Origin of the sequence: Mesorhizobium kowhaii, from assembly GCF_003253745.1 — a bacterium.
Lineage (GTDB): Bacteria > Pseudomonadota > Alphaproteobacteria > Rhizobiales > Rhizobiaceae > Mesorhizobium > Mesorhizobium kowhaii.
Map to the genome: position 1 here is coordinate 1 of NZ_MZXV01000001.1, position 24,100 is coordinate 24,100.

Genomic DNA, 24,100 nt, shown 5'->3' on the forward strand with positions numbered 1-24,100 from the left:
AGGGTTCGCAGGTTGCCCATGTTTCGGTTGCCTGTCGATGCCGAACGGTCCGGTCGCCCTTTGTCGGGCGCAACTCGGTCAAGCCAATATTTATGCACAGCCCGCGCGTCGTCGCGCGTGATCTCGCCCATTGGTTTGTAGCCGACCAAGGTCCAGCTTGGCCGCCTCCGTCCCGCCGCATGCGAGGGCGAGTGCCGCGGCGACGACAAGAAGGAGCCTTAACATCGATGTCAACTCCGTAGCTGCACAGGAATCTGCGTCTATGACGCGGAAAGGCCTTTTCTGGTTCCGTCCGACAACATCTGATTCATCGGCAGATCTTGTGGAAAGGCCCGCCACGTGGATGTGGCGAGCCTTTTCAGTGCGATGGGCACTGCAAGGTCAGGTCAGGATAAGGACCATCTTCAACGTGTCCGGATCGACGATGACGATCCGACCGTCGGCCAATACGAAATACTCGTAGGTTTCGTAGGCTGGTACAATCTTGACGATACCCGCCGGCAGACGATGCAACCGAATCTTGTGCCGGGGAACCTCAATGCCGACCGAAATGTCGAAATCGACATTGGACACCTGCTAAGCGGGTCGCGGGGCTTGGCTAGCCGCCGCCATGTTCTTGGCGAGCCCCACCAGACGCAGGACCGCGCGCTTTGGGTTCGATCCGAGCCAGTACCCCTGATTGAGCTGACGCTGTTTTCACCGGCGAGCGGCCTCCAAAGGGCGCTATCGGTGGCGACTGTCCGGGCATAGCTTTCGTCGGCCAACGTGACGCCTTGACCGAGCTGCACATTGAAGAGGACCGTCGTCTGGTTGGCGCGACACGTCTGAACGGCCGGGCCTCCATCGGCCGCAATGCGTTCGAGCAAGCACAGATCCAGCGGCGGTCCTTCGAGCCCAACCGGAACGAGCAGACACATATCCGCAAGGTCGGACCATGCCAGCACCGGCTTCTCGGCGAGTGAATGGGTCGCCGGTAGGAGCACGAAAAGACGCTCCTGCCAAAACACCTCGCTGCAGCAGGATTTGACGGTGCCAATATCGTGCGTGAATACAACGTCGAAACGCCGCCTGCGTATGGCTGATAGGCGCTGGCTAGCTGGAACATCCTCGATGGTCAGCCTTACGTCTGGATACAGCCTGTTGAACCGACAGATGAGGCGCTTGAGAAACGCACCTGCTGTCACCCAGCACAACCCAATCCTGAGCGTCTTTGCATCTTTGTTATCGCGGACCCGTTCAGCGAAGGCATCCAGCAGGCCTTCGTAGTGAGCCCGTACAATTTCGATCCAGGCGCGGCCGGTCTCGGTCAAGCGAACGCCGCGCACGGTGCGCTCGAACAGCTGCATCTCCAAAACCTGTTCGAGCTTGACCACGTTGCGACTGACCGAGGACTCCTGGACCCTCAGCGCTCTTGCCGCCTGACGCAGACTGCCGTGATCCATGGCAGCGAAGGCGTATGTCAGTAACTGAAGAGCGTTGCCATTGCGCGTCATGTCGCTTGAACTTCTTGGACACCGTCGCCGATGATCCCTTCTTCAAGGCAATGCGATCGGATCGTCATCTGAAAATCGCCGCGCTCGGGCGCTCCATGCCATCGAGGCGTCACACCGGACCTTCTGTCACTGCGATCGTCGAGTTTTGAGGAACGCTAACCTCGTAGACATACTCGTTCGGAATGGCGGGCCCCGGCATCTGTGAAACGTAGAGATCGAGATTGTCCTTGCTGTTGCTCGCCGCAAGGCTACAGAAATTGCCGCTATTCCACGTCATGATGCAATGGTTGAAGTGCGCACCCACGGCGCGGGCCATCTCTTCCAGCGTCACCTCATTGTTGAACATGGTCCCGAGGACGGCAGTCTTTTTTCTTTCGATTTCGTCGTGCGGGAAGTACCGCGCCTTGAACCCATAATCCTTCTGGTCCTCGCGACGCTGGTAGTCGCCTTCGTCGGCCGCCCGAAATTTCTCGACGAAGACGAAGATACCCCCCTGCTTGAGGTTTTGGGTCACGAACTCGATCTGTTTGGGTCTGTTCGGCGAATACATCTGGAAGGTCGTGTCCTCCAGGATCAAGTCGAAGCCTTGAGTGAATTTCGTCAACCGGCGATCAGATCCAAGCGCGTCCTTGGTCAACCAATGGAACGGGCCAACAAAGAACTCGGCGCGGGGCGGATCACCGTAAGCCATGAACGATTTGTAGTTCTCAGGGTTCGGGCTGCACGATAGCGAAAGGATTTGCCCGGCAGAGAATTCCGACAGCGTCCTGGCCATCGTGCCTTCGGCTGTTCCAAGGCTGTATAGCGATAGCGGAGCGCCACGCAGCCGGGCATATTTCAGCACTGCGTAGGCCATCCGGCACTCCTCTTCCAATCTGTAGGGAATGCTGCCGTGATAGTGCTGGTCGAAAAAACCCTGCCGGCTGGCGTGGAGGCGAACGAGATCGCGAAGGAGTTCATCGGCCGGCAGAAGGCGGGCATCGGCCAGAGGCCTACGGACCGGCATGCCGCTCTTACCCGCGGCGGTCGCCGCGAAGAAGCCGGCCAGTTCGTTAATCCGCGGACCATGATCGCACTCGGCCAGGAAATCGTCGAGACCACGCATCGGAATATGCCTCCCACACCGTTGCTTTGGTGAGATGCCAAGAGCTCGATGCAGAAACGCCGCTAATTTAAGAGCAGCCTAATGTTTCAAGCTAGTTCGAGTCTTCGGCGAGGCACTGGTAGGCTGGCACAATACGGGCGGCTTTCATTCGATTGCCGTTTTTTTACTAAAGTGACATCTTCTACCAATCCTGAGTTATTTTTGATTTGTCCAGCAACCCATGGTTATGCACAACCAAGGGAGCGGGCGGGCTGCTTTTGGTACAGAGGTTGCTCTCTGCGTGGATACTCTTTGCCTCGACCCCAACAAGTTACGGCGCTCACAGCATCAGACGTTTGCGCACCAACATGAGAGTTGGGGAAACGTGCGGGCAGACTTGATCAGGAGGACTGGTCTAGCGCGCCAGGAAACGGGCATCTCCTTTCCAGGCCATATATTCCTGATGAATCTGAGGGGAGTGGCGAGCCGCGGAGAAGACTTCGTCGATGGGCGTCGCATCTCCTTCTCGCCGCGGCGCGCTGGTTCGGTAATCCACATGCCTTCAGGCTGTGATTGGACGGGGTGGGATGAGGGCGACCCGACGGCCGCTTACGTGCTCGTCGCAATTGAAAAAGGGTTCGCAGACGAAGCGTTCGGAGGAATGGTGCGCCACCGCTCGGGCGACCTGCCCGCTTCGATCGGATTTCGCGACACGACCGTCGAGATGGCCTTGCAGCGGATTATTATTGAGCTCAAGCAGCCCGACCCGATCAGCGTGACAATGGTCGAGTGCCAGGCCATGCAGTTGCTTGTCCAAATGGTCAGGCTGAAAGGCAGCCATCATGAGCCGGCGAAAGGCGGTTTGTCGTCGTTCGATCTCAAACGTGCGGTCGCGATGATCGAATCGTCACCGGACGAAATGCCCACTTTGGGCGACCTGGCAAAGGAAGTCGGCGTGAGCCGTTTCCATTTTGGCAGGGCCTTCAAGCAGTCGACGGGCATGACGCCGCATGCGTTCATCGCGAAGCGTCGTCTGGAACGTTCAGCCGATATGCTGCGATCGACCAACAGGTCGGCGACGGAGATCGCAATGGAATGCGGCTTCGGCAGCTCAAGCCATTTCACGATCGCTTTCAAGCGGGCTTTCGGCGTCTGTCCGACCGAGTTCCGCCGCCGGTGCAGAATTTGAATCAGTACGTTTGCCTATTTCAGCAAGTATCTGAAAAACCGGGCATGAATGTTAAGCGGGATTCCCGAAACCGGATACGAAGAGCGGCCATTGGATGTGCCGCCCGTGTCAAACGCTATCCGCATTTGTTGTGACAGGAGACTGGGCGCTCGACCACGTGTTTTCCTTGGGTTCCTGGCCAGCACCTTTGCGGCTTCTATCGGGCGAAACGGCTATTACATCGCCTGCGCCTGGGCTCTTGTCGAAGCAGGCTACGGAAGCGCCGGCGTGGCGACTTTGCTTGCCATCGTCAGTGTTGCCGAATTCATCGCGAGCCCTCTCGCCGGCCTAACGGCGGATCGGTTTGATCGCCGACGTCTGAACATAGCGGCAGACGTCGGTCGCTTTGCCGTCATGCTCGCCACCGCCTTCTCGCTCCTCTATCTGGACGTATTGCCGACGCTGTGCCTGTCAGGGGTCCTGTTCTCGATTTGCGATCGTGCCGCGTTGACCGCTGCGCAAGCAATGATTCCGCTCGTGGCGCGCGGCACCGATCTTGCGATGGCAAATTCGAGCGTCTTCTTCGTCATGCAGTTCGGGAGTCTGGGAGCAGCATTGCTTGCCGGGCCTTTGCTGAGTGGGCACTCGCCTGCCCTCGCGTTTGCAGCCCTTGCGCTGTTCTTTCTGATGTCATCGGGCTCGCTCTCCTCGATGCGGCTGCGCCCGGTCCCGCGAGGCGTCACAAGGCCAAATGGCTCTGCGCCTGCCGTTGATCGGCGCCTGCTTCGTCTCTTTGCAGCATATGCGTTTCTCTACGGAGCCGCGGTGCTGGTCACGGTCATGGGTTCAAGCTTCATCTTCGAAGAACAAAAAGGCCCGGCCGCGGATTTCGGCCACCTTGAGGCGGCGTGGTCGGCAGGCTCGCTGATTGGAGCGATTCTTTTCGTCAGGCTGACACGAGCCGTAAGGGCTCCTATGCTTCATCTCATGCTTCTGGGCTCAACCGCGCTCGCGCTGATGTCGTTGATCGCTTTGCGCGCGCCCTGGACGCTGATTGTCTTCGCCACACTCGGATGCCTTTACAATCTGGGTCGGGTGAGCATTGAGGTCACATTGCAGTCGTGTGTCCGAGATACTGTGTTGGGCAGGGCCAAGGGCGCCATGCACAGTCTCGCGGTCGCGCTTGGATTCCTCATTTTCAGCACCTCGACCGTTTTGGGCGACAGTGTATTTCCGTCGACGGTTTTCTTCAGCTTCGGCGCGGTGCTCCTCATCAGCATTCCCGTATTGAGCCTCGGTACCGGACAGCGAAAGGGTGAATCGTGAGGTGGACGAGCTAACAGCAGATGCAGACGCAAAACAGGCAGTCCTCGGGTCGCTGGCGACGCTCTACCCCTGGATGCGGCCCTATTATTCCCGCCCGGTCCGCGACTATGCTTCCCGCCTGTTCGAGGCACCTCTTCAGAAAGCCGAGCCGGAAATTCGCCGTCGCGCCCTTACCAAGTTGCTTGATACGATCAGGAATGCGGGAAAGCGAAACGGATTGCCGATCAAGGCAGTTTCCCAAATCTGCTCGGACTTCGAGAAGCGCCGTGTGTTGCAGACCGGCCCACACCTGTTTCTCCTGTTGGAGCCCGAGGCGTATTATACGCATATCCTGAGCCTCCTTGGCTTGTCGGCGCATGGCTGCTCGTCCTACGTCTCCTATGCCGTTTCGACGGTGAGCCTCGTTGAAAAGCCGCGCAAGGGGCCAGGCTGGTTCACGGTCGACGGCAAGCCGATCAACGTCTTTGGCCTCAGCCGAAGCCGGATGATCGGGTACAGCCTTCTGACCGGGCCGGCATCCTATCAATTCGAGCTGACGCCGACGGAGCCGAACCACGAGGGAGACGCGCTCACGCTGCTCCGCATTCTTCTGCCCAAGACGCAGTTCGAGCGGCCGGCGCATGCCATCAAGGCAGCTAATCTCATGCTTTGGCCAAGACTGTTCGGAGCCAGCTTTGCCTTCCTGCAGATCGACGACGAGGATATTGCCGACCTGGTGGCGGACCATCTGTCGGACGAAGACTCCTGGCTACGAGCGCGACTGTTGGAAGACCCCAAGCTCGCTTCCAATATCATTGCGCAGCTCGATAAGCTGGCCGCCGGCCCCTGGAGTGGCTGGCTCGCGCGCGGTACCGATTTTTTCTGGTTCTATGAGAATGGTAAACGCCTTCCGTTGCGGTTGATCGCCGGAGAACTCGTCAATCCAGCGACCGGTGTGAAGGTGGCCCGCTTTACAGCCCCGGACATCCTTGAGCGGCTGGCAAACCGCAGTCTCATCCCGAATCTCCTCCTGATGTTCCTGGTCTTGTCGATCCTGCCTGGCGTGCGTGCGCTTGGAGGCAGTTATCAGCCGCTCTACTATCCCTTGATGCGCTACGTCGTCTGCCGGGCGCTCCAGGCGGCGGGCGTGGACGAGGATCTTCGACAGGCTCTCGCGACGGACGATGTGCCGGGAGCTTGGGGACATCGGGTGATAGAGTGTGATGATGATCCCTTTAAGCGATTACTGGAGGGCAGGACCGGCGGGATAAGCGGGCTCGTCGACCGCTTCGGCGAACTTCCCTTCTCCAAGGCTTGTGGGAGCATGAGCAGCTTCGTGACGGACCCGTCGTGGCAGGAACTTCACAGGCGACTGCGCGAGAGGTTGATCGCCCCGACCAATGATGAATGGGCTTTTTCCTGACCCGAAGCATGCTCCCGCTCAGCGCGAGACTATGGGCGGCTGGTTCGGGCCGGAAGCGGAATGGCAGCTTTCAGTACGGTTGGGCCACAAAGCCGACCTTGCAACGACCATTGGTGCCACCTGCTTCGCGCCAGTTGCGGACCTACGGGATCGCCATCAGGACGGTCGTGTATCGACCCATCGCATTCGCTCAGTTGCGAGCGTCGCTTGACGCGATCTGACCCAACTGAGACATTCCGATTTGGCGCTCGACAGATGATTCACGCCGCTGATGGCTGGAAGAAATGGAGCTGCATCGGCTCGGACACGCCCTGAGAGGGGAACGCTATTGCACGAGCCGCAATGGACCGGACCGTGTCAATGCGCGTGATATCAGGCTTGCACTGGAGCGGGCTGCGGTGGAGACCAAAGCATGATCACAGCTTTGAATTGAAGAGCCATCTTCGGGCGGCTTTTCCTTGGAAAACTTCGCGACAAAAATATTTCAGGGAAAAAGGGAATTTTTAGCCGGTAACAGGGGTCACCTTATCAGGCCTCACTAGATGTGAGATTGCTAATTCCGCTCCCGGTCCGGCGGCGGGCGTCAACTGTACGCTCGCCAATCCGAGCGCGCCGCGCGAGCGACACAACGATGGGGCAGAATGAGGATAGTTTTGGCATTAGCCGTTCTTGCAGCGTCATCATCAGCGTTTGCAGAACAATCGCTGCTAACGGGAGAGCCTTACCGACTGCCTTTGCTGTGCAAAAAATCTGGAGAGAAAATCTCGGGACTAACCAAGATTTGCTAGATGATAGATTCCAACATATTTCGCGACCAGATGACGATCCGGCGGCTCCGCCTCGCAGCCGGTCTCATCATGCTCTCCTATCTCACGCTGCACCTTAGCATGCACGCGCTCGGCAATGTTTCGTTCGAGGCAATGCAATGGGGTACTCGAATTCATGATTTCGTCTGGCACAGTGTGCCGGGGACCGTCGTTCTCTACGGCGCGTTCGCCATCCATTTTACTCTCGCGCTCTATGCCCTGTATGCGCGCCGAAGCTTCCGTTTGGGTGCCGGCGAATTAGTACGGCTTGTTCTCGGTTTCTCCATTCTACCCCTCTTGTTGCATCACTTTGCGGCCGGGCGGTATGTATATTCAGCGTTCAATGTGACGCGCCGTTACGACGCAGTGCTCACCGTCTATTTTTCCTTTGTCCCGTTCTGGGGGTGGCGGCAAGTCACCGTGCTCCTGGTCGCTTGGACGCATGGTTGCCTCGGCGTGCATTACTGGCTACGTGCGCGATCCGCGTATCGTAAGTTTGCCCCGGTGTTGCTTACATTCGCAACACTCCTGCCGGTGCTCGCTTTGCTCGGGATTTGGCAGGGCACGCGCCAAGTACTCGCACAGTGGCAACTGCACCCAGAATGGCTGCAGTTGACCGAGCGCGACGGTCATGTGCTCGATCCAAGCGTGAACGGACCGAGCTGGAATCTCGAAGTCCAGCTCTACTGGATTTATGTTGTGCTCCTGGCGCTCGTCTTCGTCGCGCGGACGACGCGCTGGCTGGTTGAGCGCCGCCGTGGCCTGATCAACATCGCATATCCTGGCGGCCGTGTCGTTCGCGTGCCAGTGGGTTATGCGGTGCTCGATGCCAGCCGCCACGCCAGCATTCCGCACGCCGCAATTTGCGGCGGACGAGGTCGCTGTACGACATGCCGCGTCCGCGTCCTGCGTGGGGTCGATACATTGTCGCCGCCTAGCGCTTCCGAGCAAGCGTTGTTGGATCGATTGCACGCTGGTCCGAGTGTGCGTCTGGCGTGTCAACTGCGCCCCCGCAGTGATGTCGCGGTGCTTCCGCTGCTGCCGCCAGAGATCGGCGCAACCGACACGCCACTACGTGACGCTCGCGAGGCATCGGACATTGAACGTTTCGTCGCGATCATGTTTGTGGATATCCGCAAGTCAACGGCCTTGGTCGAGAAGCGGCTCCCTTATGACGTGGTGTTCCTGCTGAACCACTTCTTCGATGCCGTGGCAGGCGCGGTAGTCAATACCGGCGGCATGCCCAACCAATTCCTCGGCGACGGCATGATGGCGATCTTCGGCATACAAGCCGGGCCGCGTGAGGCTTGCTCCCAAGCGTTGGTTGCGGCGCAACTTATTCATAGCCGTCTCGCCGACCTGAATCGAACATTGGCTGACGAGTTGCCGGAGCCAATTGCAATCGGCGTCGGGCTCCACGCCGGCAACGTGATCCTGGGCGAGCTTGGCTACCGGGATCGCTTCGTCCTGACAGCAATCGGCGACTCGGTACATGTCGCCGCGCGCCTTCAGGAGCTAACCAAAGATTATGGCTGTCAACTCGTTGTGTCCGACATCGTCGCTGCCACTGCCGGCGTCGAAATGAGCGGGTTTCCTGTGCGCGAAGTAAACGTGCGCGGCCGCGCGGAACAGCTGGCCGTGCGAATCGTCAGCGCTATAAATGAACTGGTCGCATGAGATTGCCGTCTGGAAATCAGCCAATCTTACAATAATGCGATGGCCCGCATTATTGTCACCCTAGCGCACTGCCGCTAGCGCCATCAGTATGTCCGCCGTTGGCGCGACCTGCTCATTTCCGATGGACGAGACGAACGACAGTCTTGCACCCGATCCGGACCTCCATAGTCGTTCCGTGGAAGGGCAGCAACGGGCGGAAGCAGACTGGCGGCTTCTGGCTCCACGACGAAGATTGCAGGTGTTCAACCTACCTGGACAAGGGTCGCGAATTGACCTGAAGCGGACATCGGTCGAGCTACAACTTCTAATTCTACAAGCGGCACCAGCGACCTGCAAAGCCGAGCGATAGGGATTTGAAACCTGTCGTCACCGCTCTGCCGAAGCCGCCCACAGATTGATGTCGGACTCGCGCGCGTATTCGATCTCGGCGAGTTCAGCCTCTCTGAAATCGAGCACCTTCAGCGCACCGACGCAATCCTCGACCTGTTCCGGCCGGCTGGCGCCGATCAGCGCCGAGGTCACCCGGCCCTTGGCGCGCCATGGTGGCGTCGATCATGATCAGTGCGGTACTGGCGAGCGGTGCGACGCAATGGGCGATGCAGCCTGGCGCAACCGATAACTTTGCCGCAGGGGTGGCCAGCGGCCACCAACGCGGCCTGCTGGCAACGAGCCCGGTGGATGTCGTCTCGTCGGACCGGCACACGGTAAAGCCATGGCTCGACGCAAGGCTCGGCCTTTCGCCGCCGGCGCCAGACATGGCGAAGGACGGATTTGCGCTCATCGGTGGCAGGGTCGAGGTCATCGGCGGTCGGGCGGTGCCGGCGCTGGTGTATCGCCACCGCGAACATCTGATCACCCTTGTCGCCGAGCCGCAAAATGCTGGTGCGATGACCGACCCCTTCGATCTCTCCGAGGGCGGCTTCTCGCTGGCGCAATGGAGCGACGGCGCCTTCTCCTATTGGGCGATTTCCGACATGGAGCGGCCGGAGCTCGACGATTTCGTTGCGCGCTTCCGCGCCGCCGTCGTGACCGGTTGATTTCAGTCTTTCCAGGCGTCGGCAGCCGCCGTCGAAGTCGATGCCCCCATTGGCCGCAGATCCATCCTGCGGGGGCTGACGGGCCATGACGGCCGCATCGTGCCGACTTCGGACGCGACGCGCGTGCTCGCTTTGACCTATTGGCTTGACCAAGGGGCAAACCCGCACGCGGGCCCCCGAGCGCGTCCGTAGTTTCCCATCATTCCTTCCTTCATTGGCGCTGCCATCTCTGGTGCAGCGCGGGCTAGCCCAGTTCCAGGCGGCCGCCAGCCCTGATTTCGGGACTTCCAAAAGAATTTCGCGCCACCAGGGAATAAAGGGAAGCCCTCCCGAGTCTTGTTGTTAGCGGGGCCAATTTCCCGGCACGCAACAAGAAACGAAACAAGGACCTACCGAAATGACCAAGCTCGCTCTCAGCGTGGCTGCCATGCTGCTTGCCTCAAGCGCTGCCTTTGCCGGCAGCGATCATGGCGCCAACAATTCCAATCAGCCGGTCGCTACTGTCGACACGAATGCCACTGCTTCCATTCCCTACACCTCGCGCCAGGGCGGCGTCGACACCAAGGTGACGACCGGGCCGAGCCAGGGGTCGGTTCAGGACATCATCACCCGGCACAACAACGACGGCCTCTGGGGCCGCTGAACGCGCCCGACCTGCGAACAACTTCTCTCACCACTCGCAAACAGGAACCATCGACATGAAAAAGATCGTCCTTACCGCTGCCGCCATCCTCGTTGCCACTGGCACGGCCTTCGCCGGCAGCGACCACTACGACTCGAACACTTCCAGCCAGGCGGTCGCCAACCATTCGGTTTCAAAAATCGACACCTCGCACACCGGCTCGATCCGAAAGTTCGAAAAGGCACAGGGTGACGCCGATGCCAGCGTGCCGGCTCAGTACGGCCAGGGCGTCTGGGGTAGCTGAGTCTCCTCGGGTCAGGACCAACAGGTCCGCAATCAGGACGGAGGGCCAGGCCTGGCTGTCCGCCACCCCACCCACACCGCTTCACACAGGAGATCATCATGTTCAACATGACACGTCGCACGTTGCTTGGGTCCGCCGCTGCCGCTGCCGCTTTCGGCCTCGCCGGCAAGCTGGAATTCACCCGTCCTGCCTTCGCCGAAACGCCGGTCGAGCCGGCCGTCGGCTTCTACAAATACAAGGTCGGCGATATCGAGATCACCGCCATCTATGACGGCATCTGGCGCAAGCCACACGACCCCGCCTTCATCAAGGATGTCTCGGTCGAGGACACCAAGGCAGCCTTGGCCAAGGCCGGACTGACGACAGACTTCATGCCCATCCCGCTCACCGTCGTCGTCCTCAAGATGAACGGCCGGCTGATCATGATGGACGCCGGTTCCGGTGTCGGCCAATGGCAGACCAATGCCACCCATCTGCCGGCCAACATGGCCGCCGCCGGCATCGACTACAAGACAATCGACACGATCATGATCTCGCATTTCCACCCCGACCATGTCTGGGGCCTGATGGAAAAGGGCACCAGTGCGCCGGTTTTCCCGAACGCCGAGCTGATCGTTAACGCCACGGAATACAATTGGTGGACCGATCCCGGCCGGCTAGCAAAGCTGCCCGAAGGGCGCAAGCCGGCGGGCAAGCGCATCGCCGAAAACTTCCCGAAATGGAAGAACTGGAAGCTGGTCGAGGACGGCGCCGAGGTCGCGCCCGGCATCCAGATCATCGCAGCGCCGGGCCATACGCCCGGCCACTCGGTCTACCTGGCGAACTCCGGCAAGGATCAGATCATGATTTCGGCCGACACGATGTATGTGCCGGCGCTGCTGGCGCCGCATCCGGAGTGGCAAGGCAGCTACGACCAGGACGGGCCGACGGCGATCACCACGCGGCACAAGTTGATCAATCGCGTGATTGCCGACAACATCCGGATCTCGGGCTCGCACTTCCCGTTCCCGAGCACCGGCACCTTCGTCAAGGACGGCAAGGCGTACGGCTTCACCCCGGTGCAGATCTGAGCGGGAAATCAGGAAAGCGAGAAAGACAATGAAACATCCCCTTTTCGGCAAGCACGCGCTGTTCGGGCTGCTCGGCGCCGTTGCCGTGCTGACCGCGGTTCCGGTCGCCATCACCGTGCCGGCCTATGCCGTCGACAACATCGAAGGCGACGATGCACCGGACCTCACGGCGGTCAAGGCGAAGATCGACGCCAAGGACTATAAGGGAGCGCTGGCGGACCTTCGCGACCTGGCGCAGGATACGCAGCAGGCCGACGTCTATAATCTGCTCGGCTTCACGCTACGCAAGACCGGCGACTACAAAACCGCGCTGACCTACTACACCAAGGCGCTCGAACTGAAGCCTGATCACAAGGCCGCGCGCGAATATCTCGGAGAGCTCTATGTCGAGACCGGCGACATGGCCAAGGCCAGGCAGCAGCTGGCGTCGCTGACGCAGCTCTGCCCGGCAGGCTGCGAGGAACGCGCGGACCTGCAAAAAGCCATCGACACCAAAGTGACAAAGTAAACTAGGCAGGCGCGGCAAGGCGCCTGCCCTCTCTCTTGTTTGGAGCCCATCGTGACAACGACACAAATCGCCTCGAAATTACACCTCAGCGACTTGACCCTGCTGACGGGTCGCCTGCTGCTCTCGCTACTCTTCGTGCATGAAGGCCTTGAGCTGGCGAGCCACTTCGAAGGTGCCGCAAAAGCCATGGCCGCGCTCGGCGTCAGCTCGCTGCTTCTCATCACCACCATAGCGCTGCAGTTGGGAGCTGGCCTGTCGGTCGGCCTCGGCCTGCTGACGCGTCTGGGCGCGGTCTCGCTTGGATTGTTCTGTCTGGCAACCGCCGCCCTGTTCCACACCAATTTCGCCAGCCAGAACGAATTGCTGCATTTCGAAAAGGATCTCGCCATAGCCGGCGGCATGTTCGCCCTCGCCATAGCCGGCGCCGGCGCGATCTCGCTCGACCGCGTGGTGACTGGCTTGGTGACGCGTCGGCAACGGGACAGAGAGACGGTTGCCGCGCTCATAGCCGTGGGTCGGCCTTTGTCGGCGGGCGATATCAAACTCCCATTCTAAAATCGGCCCATACGCCGGGTCTCATATCCACTCGCCCGCTCGACGGCGCCGCACAAACTAACTCGGGTGACCCCTAATGGCGCAAGCCGCTCGTGGCGTGTCGTTCGTCGACGTCCGCTTATCGGCGCGGACAGGACTGCCCCTGCCGACCGAGATGAGGCGCGAAGCAGGCGACGCTTCACGCATCAAGCTCGTCCGGCCCCGACTACGGGCTATCAAGCGGTCTTGGGTTTGGCCGGTGCAAATTCGCCGGCCATCTAGCTATCCTTATTCGCGTCGAGGACTAGCAATTCCTCCCCTAGGACGGCGATCAGGGCGGACACTCGGCCGCGCACCCGCGGATGCAGTTGCACCAGTCCCTCAATCAGACGCCGGCCTTCGGCGCTGGCAATGAAATCGATGCGCTCATCGACTGGAAGAGGCGGACCGTCAGGGCTGGTCCGATTGCCCGGGAGACCTTCGAAGAATCGGCTGACGGGAACTCCTAGCGATCTGGCGATCTCGTAGAGCATGGACGCACTAACGCGGTTCTTTGCGTTCTCGTATTTCTGGAGCTGTTGAAAGCTGATGCCTATCGATCGGGCAAGCTGTGCCTGCGATATGTCCGACTGCACACGAGCCACTGCGACCTGTCGGCCGACGTGAAGATCGGCGGGATGAGGACTGGTCTCGATTTTCGGCTTTGGCCATACTCGCGGGACGCGGGGTCGTTTCGATTCCGGCAAGGCATTTCGATGGTGCATTTACCAGTCCCAGGGAGAGAGAGTTGTCGCGGAACGCGTGTCAGCCGTATTTTCGCGCGACGGGCACAGTTATGCGGCCGGTCGACCCGGAGACCGCGATATCAGTACCGAAAAGCCGCGAACGGGTTGCAAACCCCTCAAGGATATCTCGCCCTGCTCCCCCCGTTGCGGCCGTTGGAACCAGCCTGCCCGTTGCCGATCCGATAGACTGCGCGTCCGCGCCGATCACAACGGGCAGGAGGTCAATCCCTTCAAGTTTTCCGCTCACGTCATAACGGCACGCTGCGACGATGCTTTGCCAGACTTCCGGCGGGTCCCATTCGTTTTCGTTGGGGTGGACGTGGAAAAGGAAGTTCCCGAGGCCATAGAAGATCGGCGCGCCATTGTAGATCTCCAGAGCTTGGAGCACGGGCGCGCCGTGGCTGACGAAGAGGTCTGCGCCGGCATCGATGCAGGCCCGGGCAAAGGTCCGCACCCAACGCGGCACGTCCTGCCAACCTGGTTCCCAATGGTGATGGTGCAGGTAAGCGACGACGAAATCGCCTTGCGCCGCTGCCTGCCGGATGGCGGACAAATGGACGCCCGCGCTCTGAGAGTCGACCTCGACTAGGCGACCGAAGCTGGCAGCTTGCGCAAACACCGTGCCGTAAAAATTGATCTCCTTGCCGCTCGCCACCTCCGGCGGGTCCTCCGGTTGCGCATAGTTGGCGAGTTCGTAGGGCGAGCTTTGGAGGTGTTCGCCAAGCCTCGCCAGTCTGCGGAAATGTCCGTCCGGCACCCCAAATTTTCGAACGGTCTTCAGGTGGTTGACGCCAGCACGCGCAGGACGAAACAGGGTAGCGTTATCGGCATACATGTTGGCCGGGCCTGGCCCTGCATCGATGGCAAGCAGCGCGACCTCGCGCGCCCCAAGCCGGCGGCGCCCCGGTCTGGCCGCGTCCGCCTCGTCCGCCCCAATCCCTGCATGCAGGAATCCGCGCGCTTCCACCTCTTCCAGGGTATTAAACACGCCGCTCGGGCCGAGATCGAAAGCGTGGTTGTTCGCCAGTGCAAGCGCGTTGAAGCCGATTGCCTGCAACGCGTCCAACACTTCGGCCTTGGAATAGCCGAAGTACCTGCCCTTGGTCGGCCAACCGCCGTGCTTGCCGAGGATCGTCGACTCGAAGTTGGTGAATACGAGGTCGCCCTGCCCCAAGAAGCGGACAATTTCGGCGAACCGTTCGTCCTGGATATTGCGGATGTCGTGCGTGATCAGGGACTGGCCGGTTACAACCGCGCAAAAATGGTCTTTCATGGAGCTCGCCTTTTGGGATTTGGGATGTCGGGCGCCGGCACGCGGCCTGCGCCACACGATGTGTCGAAGCCGGTGGCGCCGTTATTTCGCAATGGCTGGTGCGATGTCGGTCTTGAACCATTTGATACTTAGCGCCGTGAGCGTCCCATCCTTGGCGGCCGCATCGATGGCCGCGTTGAACTTGGCGAGCAACGCGGTATCGTCTTTGCGCATGCCGGCGCCGACGCCAGGTCCCCAGAGACCACCCTTCAGTTCCGGTCCGAAGAACACCGCGATCGACCCAGCCGGCGTCTCCAGGAAATCCCTCCATGTGAAAAAGTCGGCAAGCCCGCCGTCGACGCGCCCGGCGGCAAGGTCGAGCTTCAGATTGTCCAGGCTGTCGTAGCTGCGAATGGTCACGACATCCCCGAAGAGATCCTTCAGAACAGCCTCCGAGTTCGATGAGCGCAGGACGCCGATTGCCTTGCCGCTGAGCGTCGACTTGACGTGCTCGATGGCCGCCCTTTCCTTATCCCCGACTGTGGAGAGGTTGACCTTTTGTTTGGTATCGCCGGCATCAAGCCCTAGTTCCTTGCGCACGACGAACTGGTTGAAACCGCCGGCGTAGGGGACTGAGAATGCGATCGACTGCTTGCGTTTCTCGGTGATCGCCATGCCGGACATGATGACGTCGAACTTGCCGACGACCAGGGCCGGAATGATGCCGTCCCAGTCCTGCGCGACAAAGCTGCATTTGATGTTGATGCGGCGACACAGCTCGCGTCCGACATCGACGTCGTAGCCATAGAGCTCGCCATTCGCATCGGTGCCGTCCCATGGCGGCGAGGCGCCTTCGGTGGCGATCGATAGCGGGCGCTCGCCCTCGGCCCTGACAGGGAAGACTGACATGAATGATGCGAGCAAAACAGCCGTGGCAAAGGGTATGCGCATAAGGCACCTCTTTCGTTTTGGTTGGTGGGAATGCAGCGAAAGCTGCACGGTCACGGCGTGGGTGTCGTGATCTCGGGTTCGCACAGCGCCGGCTTTGGTCGCAGCCTGCGTCGTGTGCCAGGAGGACCGTCGGTCGAGAGCCGCCCTTCCAGAAACTGAATTGCTTTCACCGTGACCGACGTAAGCGACAGATAAATTGCGCCGGCGACGATGAAGATTTCGAAGGGGGCGAAGGTAGCCGACACCATCTGCCTCGCCATGCCGGTGATCTCGAGAAGCGTTACGGTGCTCGCCAGGGACGAGCCCTTGATCATGCCCACGACTTCATTCCCGTAAGCCGGAAGCGAAATCCTGAACGCGATCGGAAAGGTAACAAGGCGAGCGGTCTGTAGGCGTTTCAAGCCGAGAGCCGCGGCGGCCTCCGTTAGACCCTTGGGCACGGACTGCAGACCTCGACACAGGATCTCGGTGGTATGCGCCGCGCTGTTCAGCGAGAATGTCAGCAGGGCGCACCAGAAAGGGTCGCGAAGGATCACCCAAAAGACGCTGGCCCGCACAGCCTCGATCTGGCTTAGACCATAATAGAGCAGGAAGAGCTGAACGAGCATGGGTGTGCCGCGAAAGACATAGGTGTAGCCCAACACCGCGAGCGACAGGCTGGGACGCGCGAAGGCGCGGATGAACGCCAGCGGCACCGACAAAAGAAATCCCGCAATCAGCGACAGCGCGGTCAGCGTCAAGGTGAGCCCCACGCCTGAGGAGAGCACCGCCACCGCATCAAGCATCAACTGGAGGTTCACGGCAGGTCCCCTAGCGACCGAAAGCGGGGTAACGCCGCTCTGCGAACCGGATAGACACCAGCGTCACTGTCGTGAGGGTGAGATAAAGCGCTGAGGCCGCGAGATAGAAGGTCAGCGGCGCACGCAGCGATCCGGCGCCGACATAGGCAACGCGCATGATGTCGGTCAGGCCGACGATTGACACCAACGCGGTATCTTTGAAGAGCGAAATCCAGAGATTGCCATAGGCTGGCAGCGCCAGCCGCAGCATCTGCGGACCGATGATGAAGGCCCAACGCTGCCAGGCATTCAGCCCAAGCGACTTCGCCGCTTCCGTCTGCCCCGTGGGCACGGCGGCAATCGCCCCCCGGAACACTTCGGTCGCATAGCCGCTGAACACGACCGAGAGCGCGATCACCCCTGCGGTGAACGCATTCACCTCCACATAGCGGCCGGCGACCATGCTGGCGAACGTGGTGCCTCCAAAGTAGATGAGCAGGATAATGACAAGTTCTGGAACACCACGGACCACAGTCGTGTAGGCCGTCACAACCCTGCTTAGCCGAGGGGCCGCCGCGCTTTTGGAGACGGCCAGCAGCAGGCCAAATACTGTTCCCAAAGAACCGCTGACAAGCGCAAGGCTCAGGGTAACCACAAAGGCGGCAGCAAACTGAAAAGCAAAACCGCCCATTGGATTCATCCATCGGTTTGCAATTTCGCAATGTACGGCGCGATTTTCCGCGCAATACCTTTGGTGGGTACCGTACGATTGCGAAATTGACTTAGAGATAGCCGGCAATAAATTCCCGGATTTGACCTAACCTATCGGCTATCTCTTTTCGCTCAATCTATAATTTTGAAAATTTTTGCCATAACGAATGATTATACACGCCCTCTATCTGGGCGGTCGGCAAGACTAGGTTTGGTAGAATTGAGCCCCGTTCTGCGACAGTCTCGGCGCTCTAGGCTCTGAAAGTTCGGGTGAACGGCTGATTTCGCCACGACCCATTCCGACTGGTCACGTGACCCGCGCGGCAGGTGTCAATCAGAGATGATCATCAGGCTTGACCAATTCGATGTGGCCCACGCCGAGAGCTTGAGCCAGTTCATAAAGGGTGATCACAGTCGGATTCCTCCGGCCCCTTTCTAGGCCGCTGAGATATTGCTGGCTGAAGCCGGAACGCGCCTCAACTTCTTCCTGGGTCAGACCCTTCTCTCGACGCAGGCGGGCGAAGTTCCGGCCGACCAATTTGCGCATATCCATGCGCCGGAAGATCGCGGCTTACATACTCCGAGTTTATCAACTATAGTATGTAAACGGCCGATCTGAGGAGGATGTGCATCGCCTCGGTACCAAGCTCCGAGAAGGTGTCATCTCAGAGATTGCGCGCCACTTCATTTCCAGGCCGGCCGCATATACGCGGTCTCTGCCCCGGTCTGCCCATTCAATCCACTTCGGGGTTGACACAAGCCGCTTTCAAAAGAGGGATCGGACAGGATGGAGTTGCTGCAAGGCGGCCTGAAGCTCCGACAGTTGCAGGTTTTCCGCGAGGTGCTTCGAACCGGTTCGACAAGGCGAGCGGCGGTGGCCCTCGGGATAAGCCAGCCGGCGGTCAGTCAACATGTGAAGCAACTCGAGGCAACGCTTGGCATCACACTCTTCAAAAGGTCCTCGAACCGCATCGTTCCGTTGCAGGAAGCCTGGGAACTGCTGCGAAACGTCGATCTCGCTATAACGTCCCTGGATCGACTGGAGTCGTCGATCTTCGCGATGAAGAACGACGAAAAGCAACGGATCGCCATTGCTGCGCCTTCCGTCTTCGGCTTTGTGACCTTGCCCCGGGTTGTAGCGACAATTCGTTCGAAGACTGCCTCGACTGTTCGATCGATTTCGGGAAGCTACGATCAGATCGGAGAGCACATCCTGGCCGGGCGGGCGGATCTCGGAATCTCAAGGCTGCCTCTCGATCCAGGCCTGTTTGAATGGGCGCCGCTGGGCTCGGCGCGCAACGTATGCATCTTTCATCCCGATCATCGTTTTTCGAGACAGTCGTGCATCGAGGCTCATGACCTCGCGGGAGAAACGATCGTCGACATCGATCCTCAATTTGCCGCCCATCAGATGAACTTCAATGCGCTGCGCTTCGCTGGTGTCGAGCCTGACATACTGGTCGAATTCGACTGCAACGGTCACGAAGCGGGCTATGTTTCCGCTGGCCTTGGCATCTCGATAACCAATGAAATCATTGCGCGTGAGTATGCGGCCTTTCACCTGAAAGCAAAGCCGGTGGAACCCTCCGCGATCTATCACTACGTCGCTATCTGGCAGAAGGGCAGGACCTTCACCAACGCACTGAACGTTTCACTTGAAGCGATAGTGTCCGCCTTTGCTCCGACGGCGGCCGGGATCGCATAGCGTTCCAAGGAACCACCGGTTGTTCCTTCACGAAGGTTCAATTGCTGCGCAGGTCGTCGCACACTTTGTGGTTTGGCTGCATTCAGGTCTTGCGCTCTTGCTTGGCCTTGGCAAAGCCGCGATCCGTCGCAATGAAGCGCTCCAGCATCGGCACGATCAGGCGAAGAGGATCGGTGGATGACTGACCCGAGTCGCGCCCAAGGATCTCAGCATATCTGGACAGATCGCGGTGCAGCAGCGCCGGTAGTTCCACCGTGACTTTAACCGGCTTGTCGTCTGCAATCGGACCGAGTTTCAGCTTGGCCATTTCAGCCTCGATAGGGTTCGAGCACGAGATCGCGCGTAACGACAACACGCACATTAAAGCCCGGCCGTATCGTCAGCGTTGGTGCGATGTTCAGTTGGCGCTGGACGATCTGCTGGCCGACCTGGCTGATGCTGTCGGAAGCGCCGCCGCGCAGCGCGCGCACGATATCGCTTTCCTGGTCAGCCGAGCCGGCCTCCGCGCCGACGCTGAGAATGGTGGTGAGCGCAGCCGCCTTGAACAACTCTGCCCAATGATAGTCGACGCCGTCCTCCAGGCCGGCATAGCCTTGGTCGTCAGTGCCAGGCTGGCGTTCAAGAACAATGGAACGGCCGTTTGGAAAGACGAGCCTGCTCCAGACAAGCAGCACGCGCCGCTGGCCAAAGCCGACCCCATTGTCGTACTGGCCAATGACCCGCGTGCCTTGCGGGATCAGCAGCGAGCGACCCGTCGGACTGTCATAGACATTTTCGGTCACCTGCGCGGTGATCTGGCCGGGCAGATCGGAACGGATGCCTGTGATGAGCGCTGCCGGAATGACGGCCCCTGCCTGGAGGACATAGGGCGACGCCGGCGGCGTAACGCGATCCGGCGCCACTGTGCGCCGGTCAGCAGTGGCGTTGAGGAAGGCGAGTTGACGATCTTGCGTGGCTGACTGTCCGGACTGACCCGCGAGGTCAGGGGCGGCAGCGTTCCCCGGTGCATCTCCTCCAGCCGTTTCCGTCAGCCCCGCGCTTGCCTGTCCCGTCTGGAAGAAAACGCGCGAGGTTCGGGCCGCCTCTTCTTCGGCCCGCCGGCGTTGTTCGGCCTCATCAACCATGGGTGTCGCGATGGTCGGCGGCACGACGGGCTGTCCCTTGTTCTGTGCATCAAGCATCGGCCGGCCTAGATCGCCAGGCAGCGGCGGCCCAAGAACGGGACCAGTGTAGTCGCGCGGCAGGCTGGCCAGCCCATCGGCGGGCTGCCTGTTGGAAGTCGAGTAGAGCTCGTCGCCATGCGAGCCCGTATCGCCGGTCTGAAGCGCATAGACCAGCGCGCCGCCGACGCCTAAGGATGCAACCAGGCTGATGCCGGCGAGCACCTTGCGCGACAGGCGCGTGACACGCGGCGGCTCAGCGCGAAGCTGCATCGGGGCAGCAGCGGTTTCGTTCTCGTTCATGACTCCTCCCCTCCCCTTTGCCGGGGTGCGTTTGTGAGGTTCGAGGTTGCGCTGAAGCTTGGCATCCGAGAGGCCCTCCCCGTCCCATCGGTGCGGACGATCCTGACGGTCTGTTGCCGCTTGCCGCTGCCAAGGCGTAACTCGGCAGCACCGAATATCCGGTCAACGATCAGGGTGTTCTGGTAGACGCGGCTGTTGGCTATCTCAGCCTCGCCGTCCGGGCCGATGACGAAGATGGGCGGCATCTCGCCTTGCACGATCCCGCGCGGAAACTCGACATAGACGCGCCTGCCGTCGTCATAGACACTGATGGGCCTCCAGGGGGCCGTGTCGCCGGTGAGACCGTAGCGGTAATTGCGGGCGGTGACGTCGGGCATCGCCGGCGTCGCGGGGATCGCCCGCGCCTGTCCAGCCGGGAGCGCGGGATAGGCCCACGCCACGGCGGGCATGTACGGCTTATCGCCCGATTGCAGCTCGATCATATAGCTGCGCCGGTCGGTGGTGATGACGAGATTGGTGGTGATGTCGGCGCGCGAAGGTTTGACCAGCACATGGACGCGTCTGGTGACGCCAGATCCGCTTTCGGTGTCGCCGATGATCCAGCGCGCGGTATCGCCCGCCGCGATCGGACCGTCGCCAGTCAGGCTCTCCCCGGGCTCAAGCGCAATGTCGGTTATCTGTCCGGGAGCAGCATAGACCTGATAGAGCGCGCCGTCGCTCCAGGGATATATCTGAATGGCGTTGTAGTAGCCCTCACGGCGCGGCTGGACACGCGCCGCCGCGTTGGCGTTCTCGACGCGCGCCGCCGGCGTGCTGCCGGCTGCACCACCATGTGCCGGGACCCACCCCGGTGGAATGTGCAGCGGTTTTGGCCTCTCATCGGAGGCCGCTGCCGGGGCGGCAGGCAGAGGCGGTACGTAGGCATCGTAGGCAATTTGCGGCGGTTTCCGGGGTGTGGCGCAGCCGGCAAGAACGGAGCCTGAAAGCAACACCGCGGCAAAGGCGGACCACCCAGACGCGCGTGTTGCGACACCATGCGAAGGCACGATCATTGATTCATCTCCCGCGACCAGTTGATGGCATTGACGTAGATGCCAAGCGGATTGGCCCGTAGCCGGTCAGCGTCGCGCGGCGGCTGGATCACGGTTGTCAGGATGGCGGTCCATCGCTCTGTGGTGGAGAGCTGGCCGTTTTCGTAGTGACGCTCGGTCCAGGCGACGCGGAAGGAATCGGCAGAGGCGCGAATGACCGACGAGACGTCCACCGAGACCTGCTGCTTGCCGACCTTGGAGAAGGGGTCATTGATGCGGGCATAATCGTTGAGCGCCGCGGCGCCCTCGTCAGTGGTCCATTCATAGGCGCGCAGCCAGTTTTGACGCACGACGATCGGATCGGCCGGAACTGAGCGGACTTGCTCGATGAAGCGGGCGAGATGCCACGCAATTTGCGGATCGGTCGGCTTGTAGTCCGTGGTCGCGGGCGCAAGCGTCTGCGCCTGTCCGAGCGTGTCGACCTGCACCACCCATGGGACCACGGTTCCCCGCGCCGTCTGCGATACAAGCGCCGCAGCCAGGCCTGCCGAGAGGATCAGCGATCCGAAGGCCATGTATCGCCAGTTTTTGGCCTGCACGCGAGCAGAGCCGATGCGTTCGTCCCAGACCTGCGCCGCCTTCTGGTACGGAGTCTCGGGTTGGGGTGTCTTGCTGTAGTGGACGGCGGGCCGTCGAAAGATGTTCATGGTCAATTGCCTTCGGAGAGAGAAACGGAACTGCCGCTGCCATGGGCATCGCCAGCTCGGACTGCGTGGGCAGCGGTCTGGACGCCGTGCGACACGCGCTGGGACCGCTGCATGCGTTTGGCCCAGTCAGGGGCATTTTGTGCCGCGCCGTCCGCCCTGCCCGCACGGCCGACTGAGGGTTCGCCTGCGCGTTCGGCATTGCCTGCGACCGTTCCCGCTGTCGCGGTTTCACCGGTCCCCGCGGTGGCGGACTGTGGACCAGCGGCCGAGGACGACTGCATGGATTCACTGGCGCGCGCGGCGGCGCGCCTGAGCGGCGAGCCCGTCTGCGAAACACCCGCGCTTGCAACGCCGCCCAAGCCAGAAGCGGCAGCTGCGGCGCCACCTTGGCCAGACAAGCCTGCACTCGACCCGCCACGCGCTATGGAGCTGCCCGCGGACAGCGCAGCCGACCCGCCGCGTGCCGCCAGGCTTGCGGCACCGCCGGTGGCAAGCACCGTTCCGCCTGCCGCAAGGCCGGTGCCGACAGCGGCGCCGGCACCGAGCTGCGGTCCACCGGAGACGATGCCATTGGCAATGCCCGGCCCGAAGATGCCGAGACCCAGGAGTGACAGGGCAGCCAGAACGATCGCCATGGCTTGATCGATGGTGGGGTTTTCGCCGCCGAACCCTTGAGTGAACTCGCCGAACAGCGTCGAGCCTATGCCGATGACGACGGCCAGCACCAGCACCTTGATACCCGATGAGATGACATTGCCGAGCACGCGTTCGGCCATAAAAGCGGTCTTGCCGAAGAGGCCGAAGGGGATCAGCACAAAACCGGCCAGCGTTGACAGCTTGAATTCGATCAGGGTGACAAAGAGCTGCACGGCCAGAATGAAAAAGGCGAGCAGGACCAGGGCCCAGGCAAAGAGCAGGCAGACGATCTGAATGAAGTTTTCGAAGAAGGAGACCCAGCCCATCAGACCCGAGATGGATTCGAGCAGCGGTCGTCCCGCGTCGAGACCGGTTTGCGCCACCTTGCCAGGACGCAGCAGGTCCTGAACCGAAAAACCCGTGCCGCTCGCTTTCAGGCCGAGACCGGAAAAGCTCTCGAAGACGATGCGGGCAAGACTGTTCCAGTTGGAAATCAGATAGGCGAAGACGCCGACGAACAGCGTCTTCTTGACCAGCCGGGCAATGATGTCGTCGTCGGCGCCCCAGCTCCAGAAGAGAGCGGCGAGCGTCACGTCAATGACGATCAGCGTGGTGGCGATGAACGCGACCTCGCCGCCGAGCAGGCCGAAGCCGCTATCGATATAACGGGTGAAGGTGCCGAGAAACTGGTCGATGATGCCGGTGCTGCCCATGCTATCGCGCCTCCGGCGTGGACGCGTTTGGTGACTGCGGATCGATCGGCGCGGGCGACGCGTTTGTGGCTGGCGCCCTGAAGCCGAGAAACCGGTCGCGTTCGTCAGCCCACAAGCGCAAGCAATCGCCGTCACGCAAGGCAGCCTCGCCGAGGCTCTGGCAATGGCGAAGACCCTCGCGGAGCGGGTCCGGCGCCGAGGCTGCCGGCACGTACGATGCCGCGCCCGCGGGCTTTTCCTGCTTCCGGGTTATCTCCAGCGCGGTCGCCGTGACGGCGACCGCGACCAAGATGACGGCGACGATGCGGGCGAGGATCTTGCCATCCATGGCTTCGA

At 60.9% G+C, this 24,100-nt stretch carries 24 protein-coding genes and 3 pseudogenes; 11 read left to right on the plus strand and 16 right to left on the minus strand.

What is annotated here, in order from left to right; genetic code table 11:
• Positions 1–381 precede the first annotated feature (381 nt).
• The 3 genes and pseudogenes from B5V02_RS41265 to B5V02_RS00015 form a co-directional block, all read right to left on the minus strand.
• Positions 382–573: pseudogene (locus B5V02_RS41265) on the minus strand (DUF1236 domain-containing protein); the annotation flags it as partial.
• A gap of 134 nt (positions 574–707) precedes the next feature.
• Positions 708–1,493: pseudogene (locus tag B5V02_RS41270) on the minus strand (LysR family transcriptional regulator); the annotation flags it as partial.
• 109 nt (positions 1,494–1,602) lie between these two features.
• The gene (locus tag B5V02_RS00015) at positions 1,603–2,598 is read right to left on the minus strand and encodes a class I SAM-dependent methyltransferase (RefSeq protein WP_111542248.1); all 996 of its coding nucleotides are present in this window, start codon (positions 2,596–2,598) and stop codon (positions 1,603–1,605) included.
• Between the two features lie 442 nt (positions 2,599–3,040).
• Between B5V02_RS00015 and B5V02_RS00020 the strand changes: the two genes are divergently transcribed.
• From B5V02_RS00020 to B5V02_RS00035, 4 genes are all read left to right on the plus strand, one after another.
• A complete protein-coding gene (locus B5V02_RS00020) occupies positions 3,041–3,766 on the plus strand; it encodes a helix-turn-helix domain-containing protein (protein WP_245445548.1) in 726 nt (241 codons plus the stop codon).
• A 96-nt stretch (positions 3,767–3,862) separates the two neighbouring features.
• Complete coding sequence (locus tag B5V02_RS00025; protein WP_245445563.1) at positions 3,863–5,071, plus strand: MFS transporter; 1,209 nt, start codon at positions 3,863–3,865, stop codon at positions 5,069–5,071.
• 1 nt (position 5,072) lies between these two features.
• Positions 5,073–6,473, plus strand: coding sequence for a hypothetical protein (locus tag B5V02_RS00030; RefSeq protein WP_146605979.1), 1,401 nt, complete (start codon positions 5,073–5,075; stop codon positions 6,471–6,473).
• A 788-nt stretch (positions 6,474–7,261) separates the two neighbouring features.
• Complete coding sequence (locus B5V02_RS00035; protein WP_111542251.1) at positions 7,262–8,956, plus strand: adenylate/guanylate cyclase domain-containing protein; 1,695 nt, start codon at positions 7,262–7,264, stop codon at positions 8,954–8,956.
• Positions 8,957–9,322: 366 nt separating this feature from the next.
• Here B5V02_RS00035 and B5V02_RS00040 read toward each other — a convergent pair.
• Positions 9,323–9,487: pseudogene (locus tag B5V02_RS00040) on the minus strand (L-glyceraldehyde 3-phosphate reductase); the annotation flags it as partial.
• Positions 9,488–9,510: 23 nt separating this feature from the next.
• On the opposite strand from B5V02_RS00040, the gene B5V02_RS00045 reads away from it, so the two are divergent.
• The 6 genes from B5V02_RS00045 (at position 9,511) to B5V02_RS00070 (ending at position 13,052) form a co-directional block, all read left to right on the plus strand.
• A complete protein-coding gene (locus B5V02_RS00045) occupies positions 9,511–9,993 on the plus strand; it encodes an anti-sigma factor family protein (RefSeq protein WP_245445549.1) in 483 nt (160 codons plus the stop codon).
• Positions 9,994–10,390: 397 nt separating this feature from the next.
• Positions 10,391–10,636 carry a DUF680 domain-containing protein gene (locus B5V02_RS00050; protein ID WP_111542252.1) on the plus strand — a complete coding sequence of 82 codons (246 nt, stop codon included), beginning with the start codon at positions 10,391–10,393 and terminating at the stop codon, positions 10,634–10,636.
• A 55-nt stretch (positions 10,637–10,691) separates the two neighbouring features.
• A complete protein-coding gene (locus tag B5V02_RS00055) occupies positions 10,692–10,919 on the plus strand; it encodes a DUF680 domain-containing protein (protein WP_111542253.1) in 228 nt (75 codons plus the stop codon).
• A gap of 98 nt (positions 10,920–11,017) precedes the next feature.
• Complete coding sequence (locus B5V02_RS00060; protein WP_111542254.1) at positions 11,018–11,989, plus strand: MBL fold metallo-hydrolase; 972 nt, start codon at positions 11,018–11,020, stop codon at positions 11,987–11,989.
• Between the two features lie 28 nt (positions 11,990–12,017).
• Positions 12,018–12,497, plus strand: a complete 480-nt coding sequence (locus B5V02_RS00065; protein WP_111542255.1) for a tetratricopeptide repeat protein — start codon at positions 12,018–12,020, stop codon at positions 12,495–12,497.
• Positions 12,498–12,548: 51 nt separating this feature from the next.
• Positions 12,549–13,052 carry a DoxX family protein gene (locus B5V02_RS00070; RefSeq protein ID WP_111542335.1) on the plus strand — a complete coding sequence of 168 codons (504 nt, stop codon included), beginning with the start codon at positions 12,549–12,551 and terminating at the stop codon, positions 13,050–13,052.
• 257 nt (positions 13,053–13,309) lie between these two features.
• On the opposite strand, the gene B5V02_RS00075 is transcribed toward B5V02_RS00070, so the two are convergent.
• The 6 genes from B5V02_RS00075 to B5V02_RS00100 all read right to left on the minus strand — a co-directional run bounded on the left by B5V02_RS00075 (position 13,310) and on the right by B5V02_RS00100 (position 18,062).
• Positions 13,310–13,795 carry a helix-turn-helix domain-containing protein gene (locus B5V02_RS00075; RefSeq protein ID WP_111542256.1) on the minus strand — a complete coding sequence of 162 codons (486 nt, stop codon included), beginning with the start codon at positions 13,793–13,795 and terminating at the stop codon, positions 13,310–13,312.
• Between the two features lie 40 nt (positions 13,796–13,835).
• On the minus strand, positions 13,836–15,089 hold the full coding sequence (locus tag B5V02_RS00080) for a CapA family protein (RefSeq protein WP_111542257.1): 1,254 nt from the start codon (positions 15,087–15,089) through the stop codon (positions 13,836–13,838).
• A gap of 81 nt (positions 15,090–15,170) precedes the next feature.
• Positions 15,171–15,977, minus strand: coding sequence for a transporter substrate-binding domain-containing protein (locus B5V02_RS00085; RefSeq protein WP_245445551.1), 807 nt, complete (start codon positions 15,975–15,977; stop codon positions 15,171–15,173).
• Between the two features lie 92 nt (positions 15,978–16,069).
• The gene (locus tag B5V02_RS00090) at positions 16,070–16,819 is read right to left on the minus strand and encodes an ABC transporter permease (RefSeq protein WP_111542259.1); all 750 of its coding nucleotides are present in this window, start codon (positions 16,817–16,819) and stop codon (positions 16,070–16,072) included.
• Between the two features lie 10 nt (positions 16,820–16,829).
• Positions 16,830–17,489 (minus strand): ABC transporter permease subunit, encoded by a 660-nt coding sequence (locus B5V02_RS00095; protein WP_111542260.1) that lies wholly within the window; start codon positions 17,487–17,489, stop codon positions 16,830–16,832.
• A 354-nt stretch (positions 17,490–17,843) separates the two neighbouring features.
• Positions 17,844–18,062, minus strand: coding sequence for a helix-turn-helix domain-containing protein (locus B5V02_RS00100; protein WP_111542261.1), 219 nt, complete (start codon positions 18,060–18,062; stop codon positions 17,844–17,846).
• A 234-nt stretch (positions 18,063–18,296) separates the two neighbouring features.
• Here B5V02_RS00100 and B5V02_RS00105 point away from each other — a divergent pair, with 234 nt between their 5' ends.
• Positions 18,297–19,214 carry a LysR family transcriptional regulator gene (locus B5V02_RS00105; RefSeq protein ID WP_111542262.1) on the plus strand — a complete coding sequence of 306 codons (918 nt, stop codon included), beginning with the start codon at positions 18,297–18,299 and terminating at the stop codon, positions 19,212–19,214.
• A gap of 82 nt (positions 19,215–19,296) precedes the next feature.
• Here the strand turns inward: B5V02_RS00105 and B5V02_RS00110 are convergent, their stop codons facing one another.
• The 6 genes from B5V02_RS00110 to trbK-alt are packed head-to-tail and all read right to left on the minus strand — an operon-like array spanning position 19,297 to position 24,092.
• Positions 19,297–19,521, minus strand: a complete 225-nt coding sequence (locus B5V02_RS00110; protein ID WP_111542263.1) for a DUF2274 domain-containing protein — start codon at positions 19,519–19,521, stop codon at positions 19,297–19,299.
• A 1-nt stretch (position 19,522) separates the two neighbouring features.
• Positions 19,523–20,677 (minus strand): TraB/TrbI/VirB10 family type IV secretion system protein, encoded by a 1,155-nt coding sequence (locus B5V02_RS00115; protein ID WP_111542264.1) that lies wholly within the window; start codon positions 20,675–20,677, stop codon positions 19,523–19,525.
• Entirely contained in the window at positions 20,674–21,729 is a 1,056-nt protein-coding gene (gene trbG, locus B5V02_RS00120; RefSeq protein WP_111542265.1) for a P-type conjugative transfer protein TrbG, read from the minus strand. The genes B5V02_RS00115 and trbG overlap by 4 nt, the downstream gene beginning before the upstream one ends.
• A complete protein-coding gene (gene trbF / locus B5V02_RS00125) occupies positions 21,726–22,415 on the minus strand; it encodes a conjugal transfer protein TrbF (RefSeq protein ID WP_111542266.1) in 690 nt (229 codons plus the stop codon). The genes trbG and trbF overlap by 4 nt, the downstream gene beginning before the upstream one ends.
• Positions 22,416–22,417: 2 nt before the next feature.
• Positions 22,418–23,764: a P-type conjugative transfer protein TrbL gene (gene trbL / locus B5V02_RS00130; protein ID WP_111542267.1), complete on the minus strand. Its 1,347-nt coding sequence runs from the start codon at positions 23,762–23,764 to the stop codon at positions 22,418–22,420.
• A gap of 1 nt (position 23,765) precedes the next feature.
• Complete coding sequence (gene trbK-alt, locus B5V02_RS00135) at positions 23,766–24,092, minus strand: putative entry exclusion protein TrbK-alt (RefSeq protein ID WP_111542268.1); 327 nt, start codon at positions 24,090–24,092, stop codon at positions 23,766–23,768.
• Between the last annotated feature and the right edge of the window lie 8 nt (positions 24,093–24,100).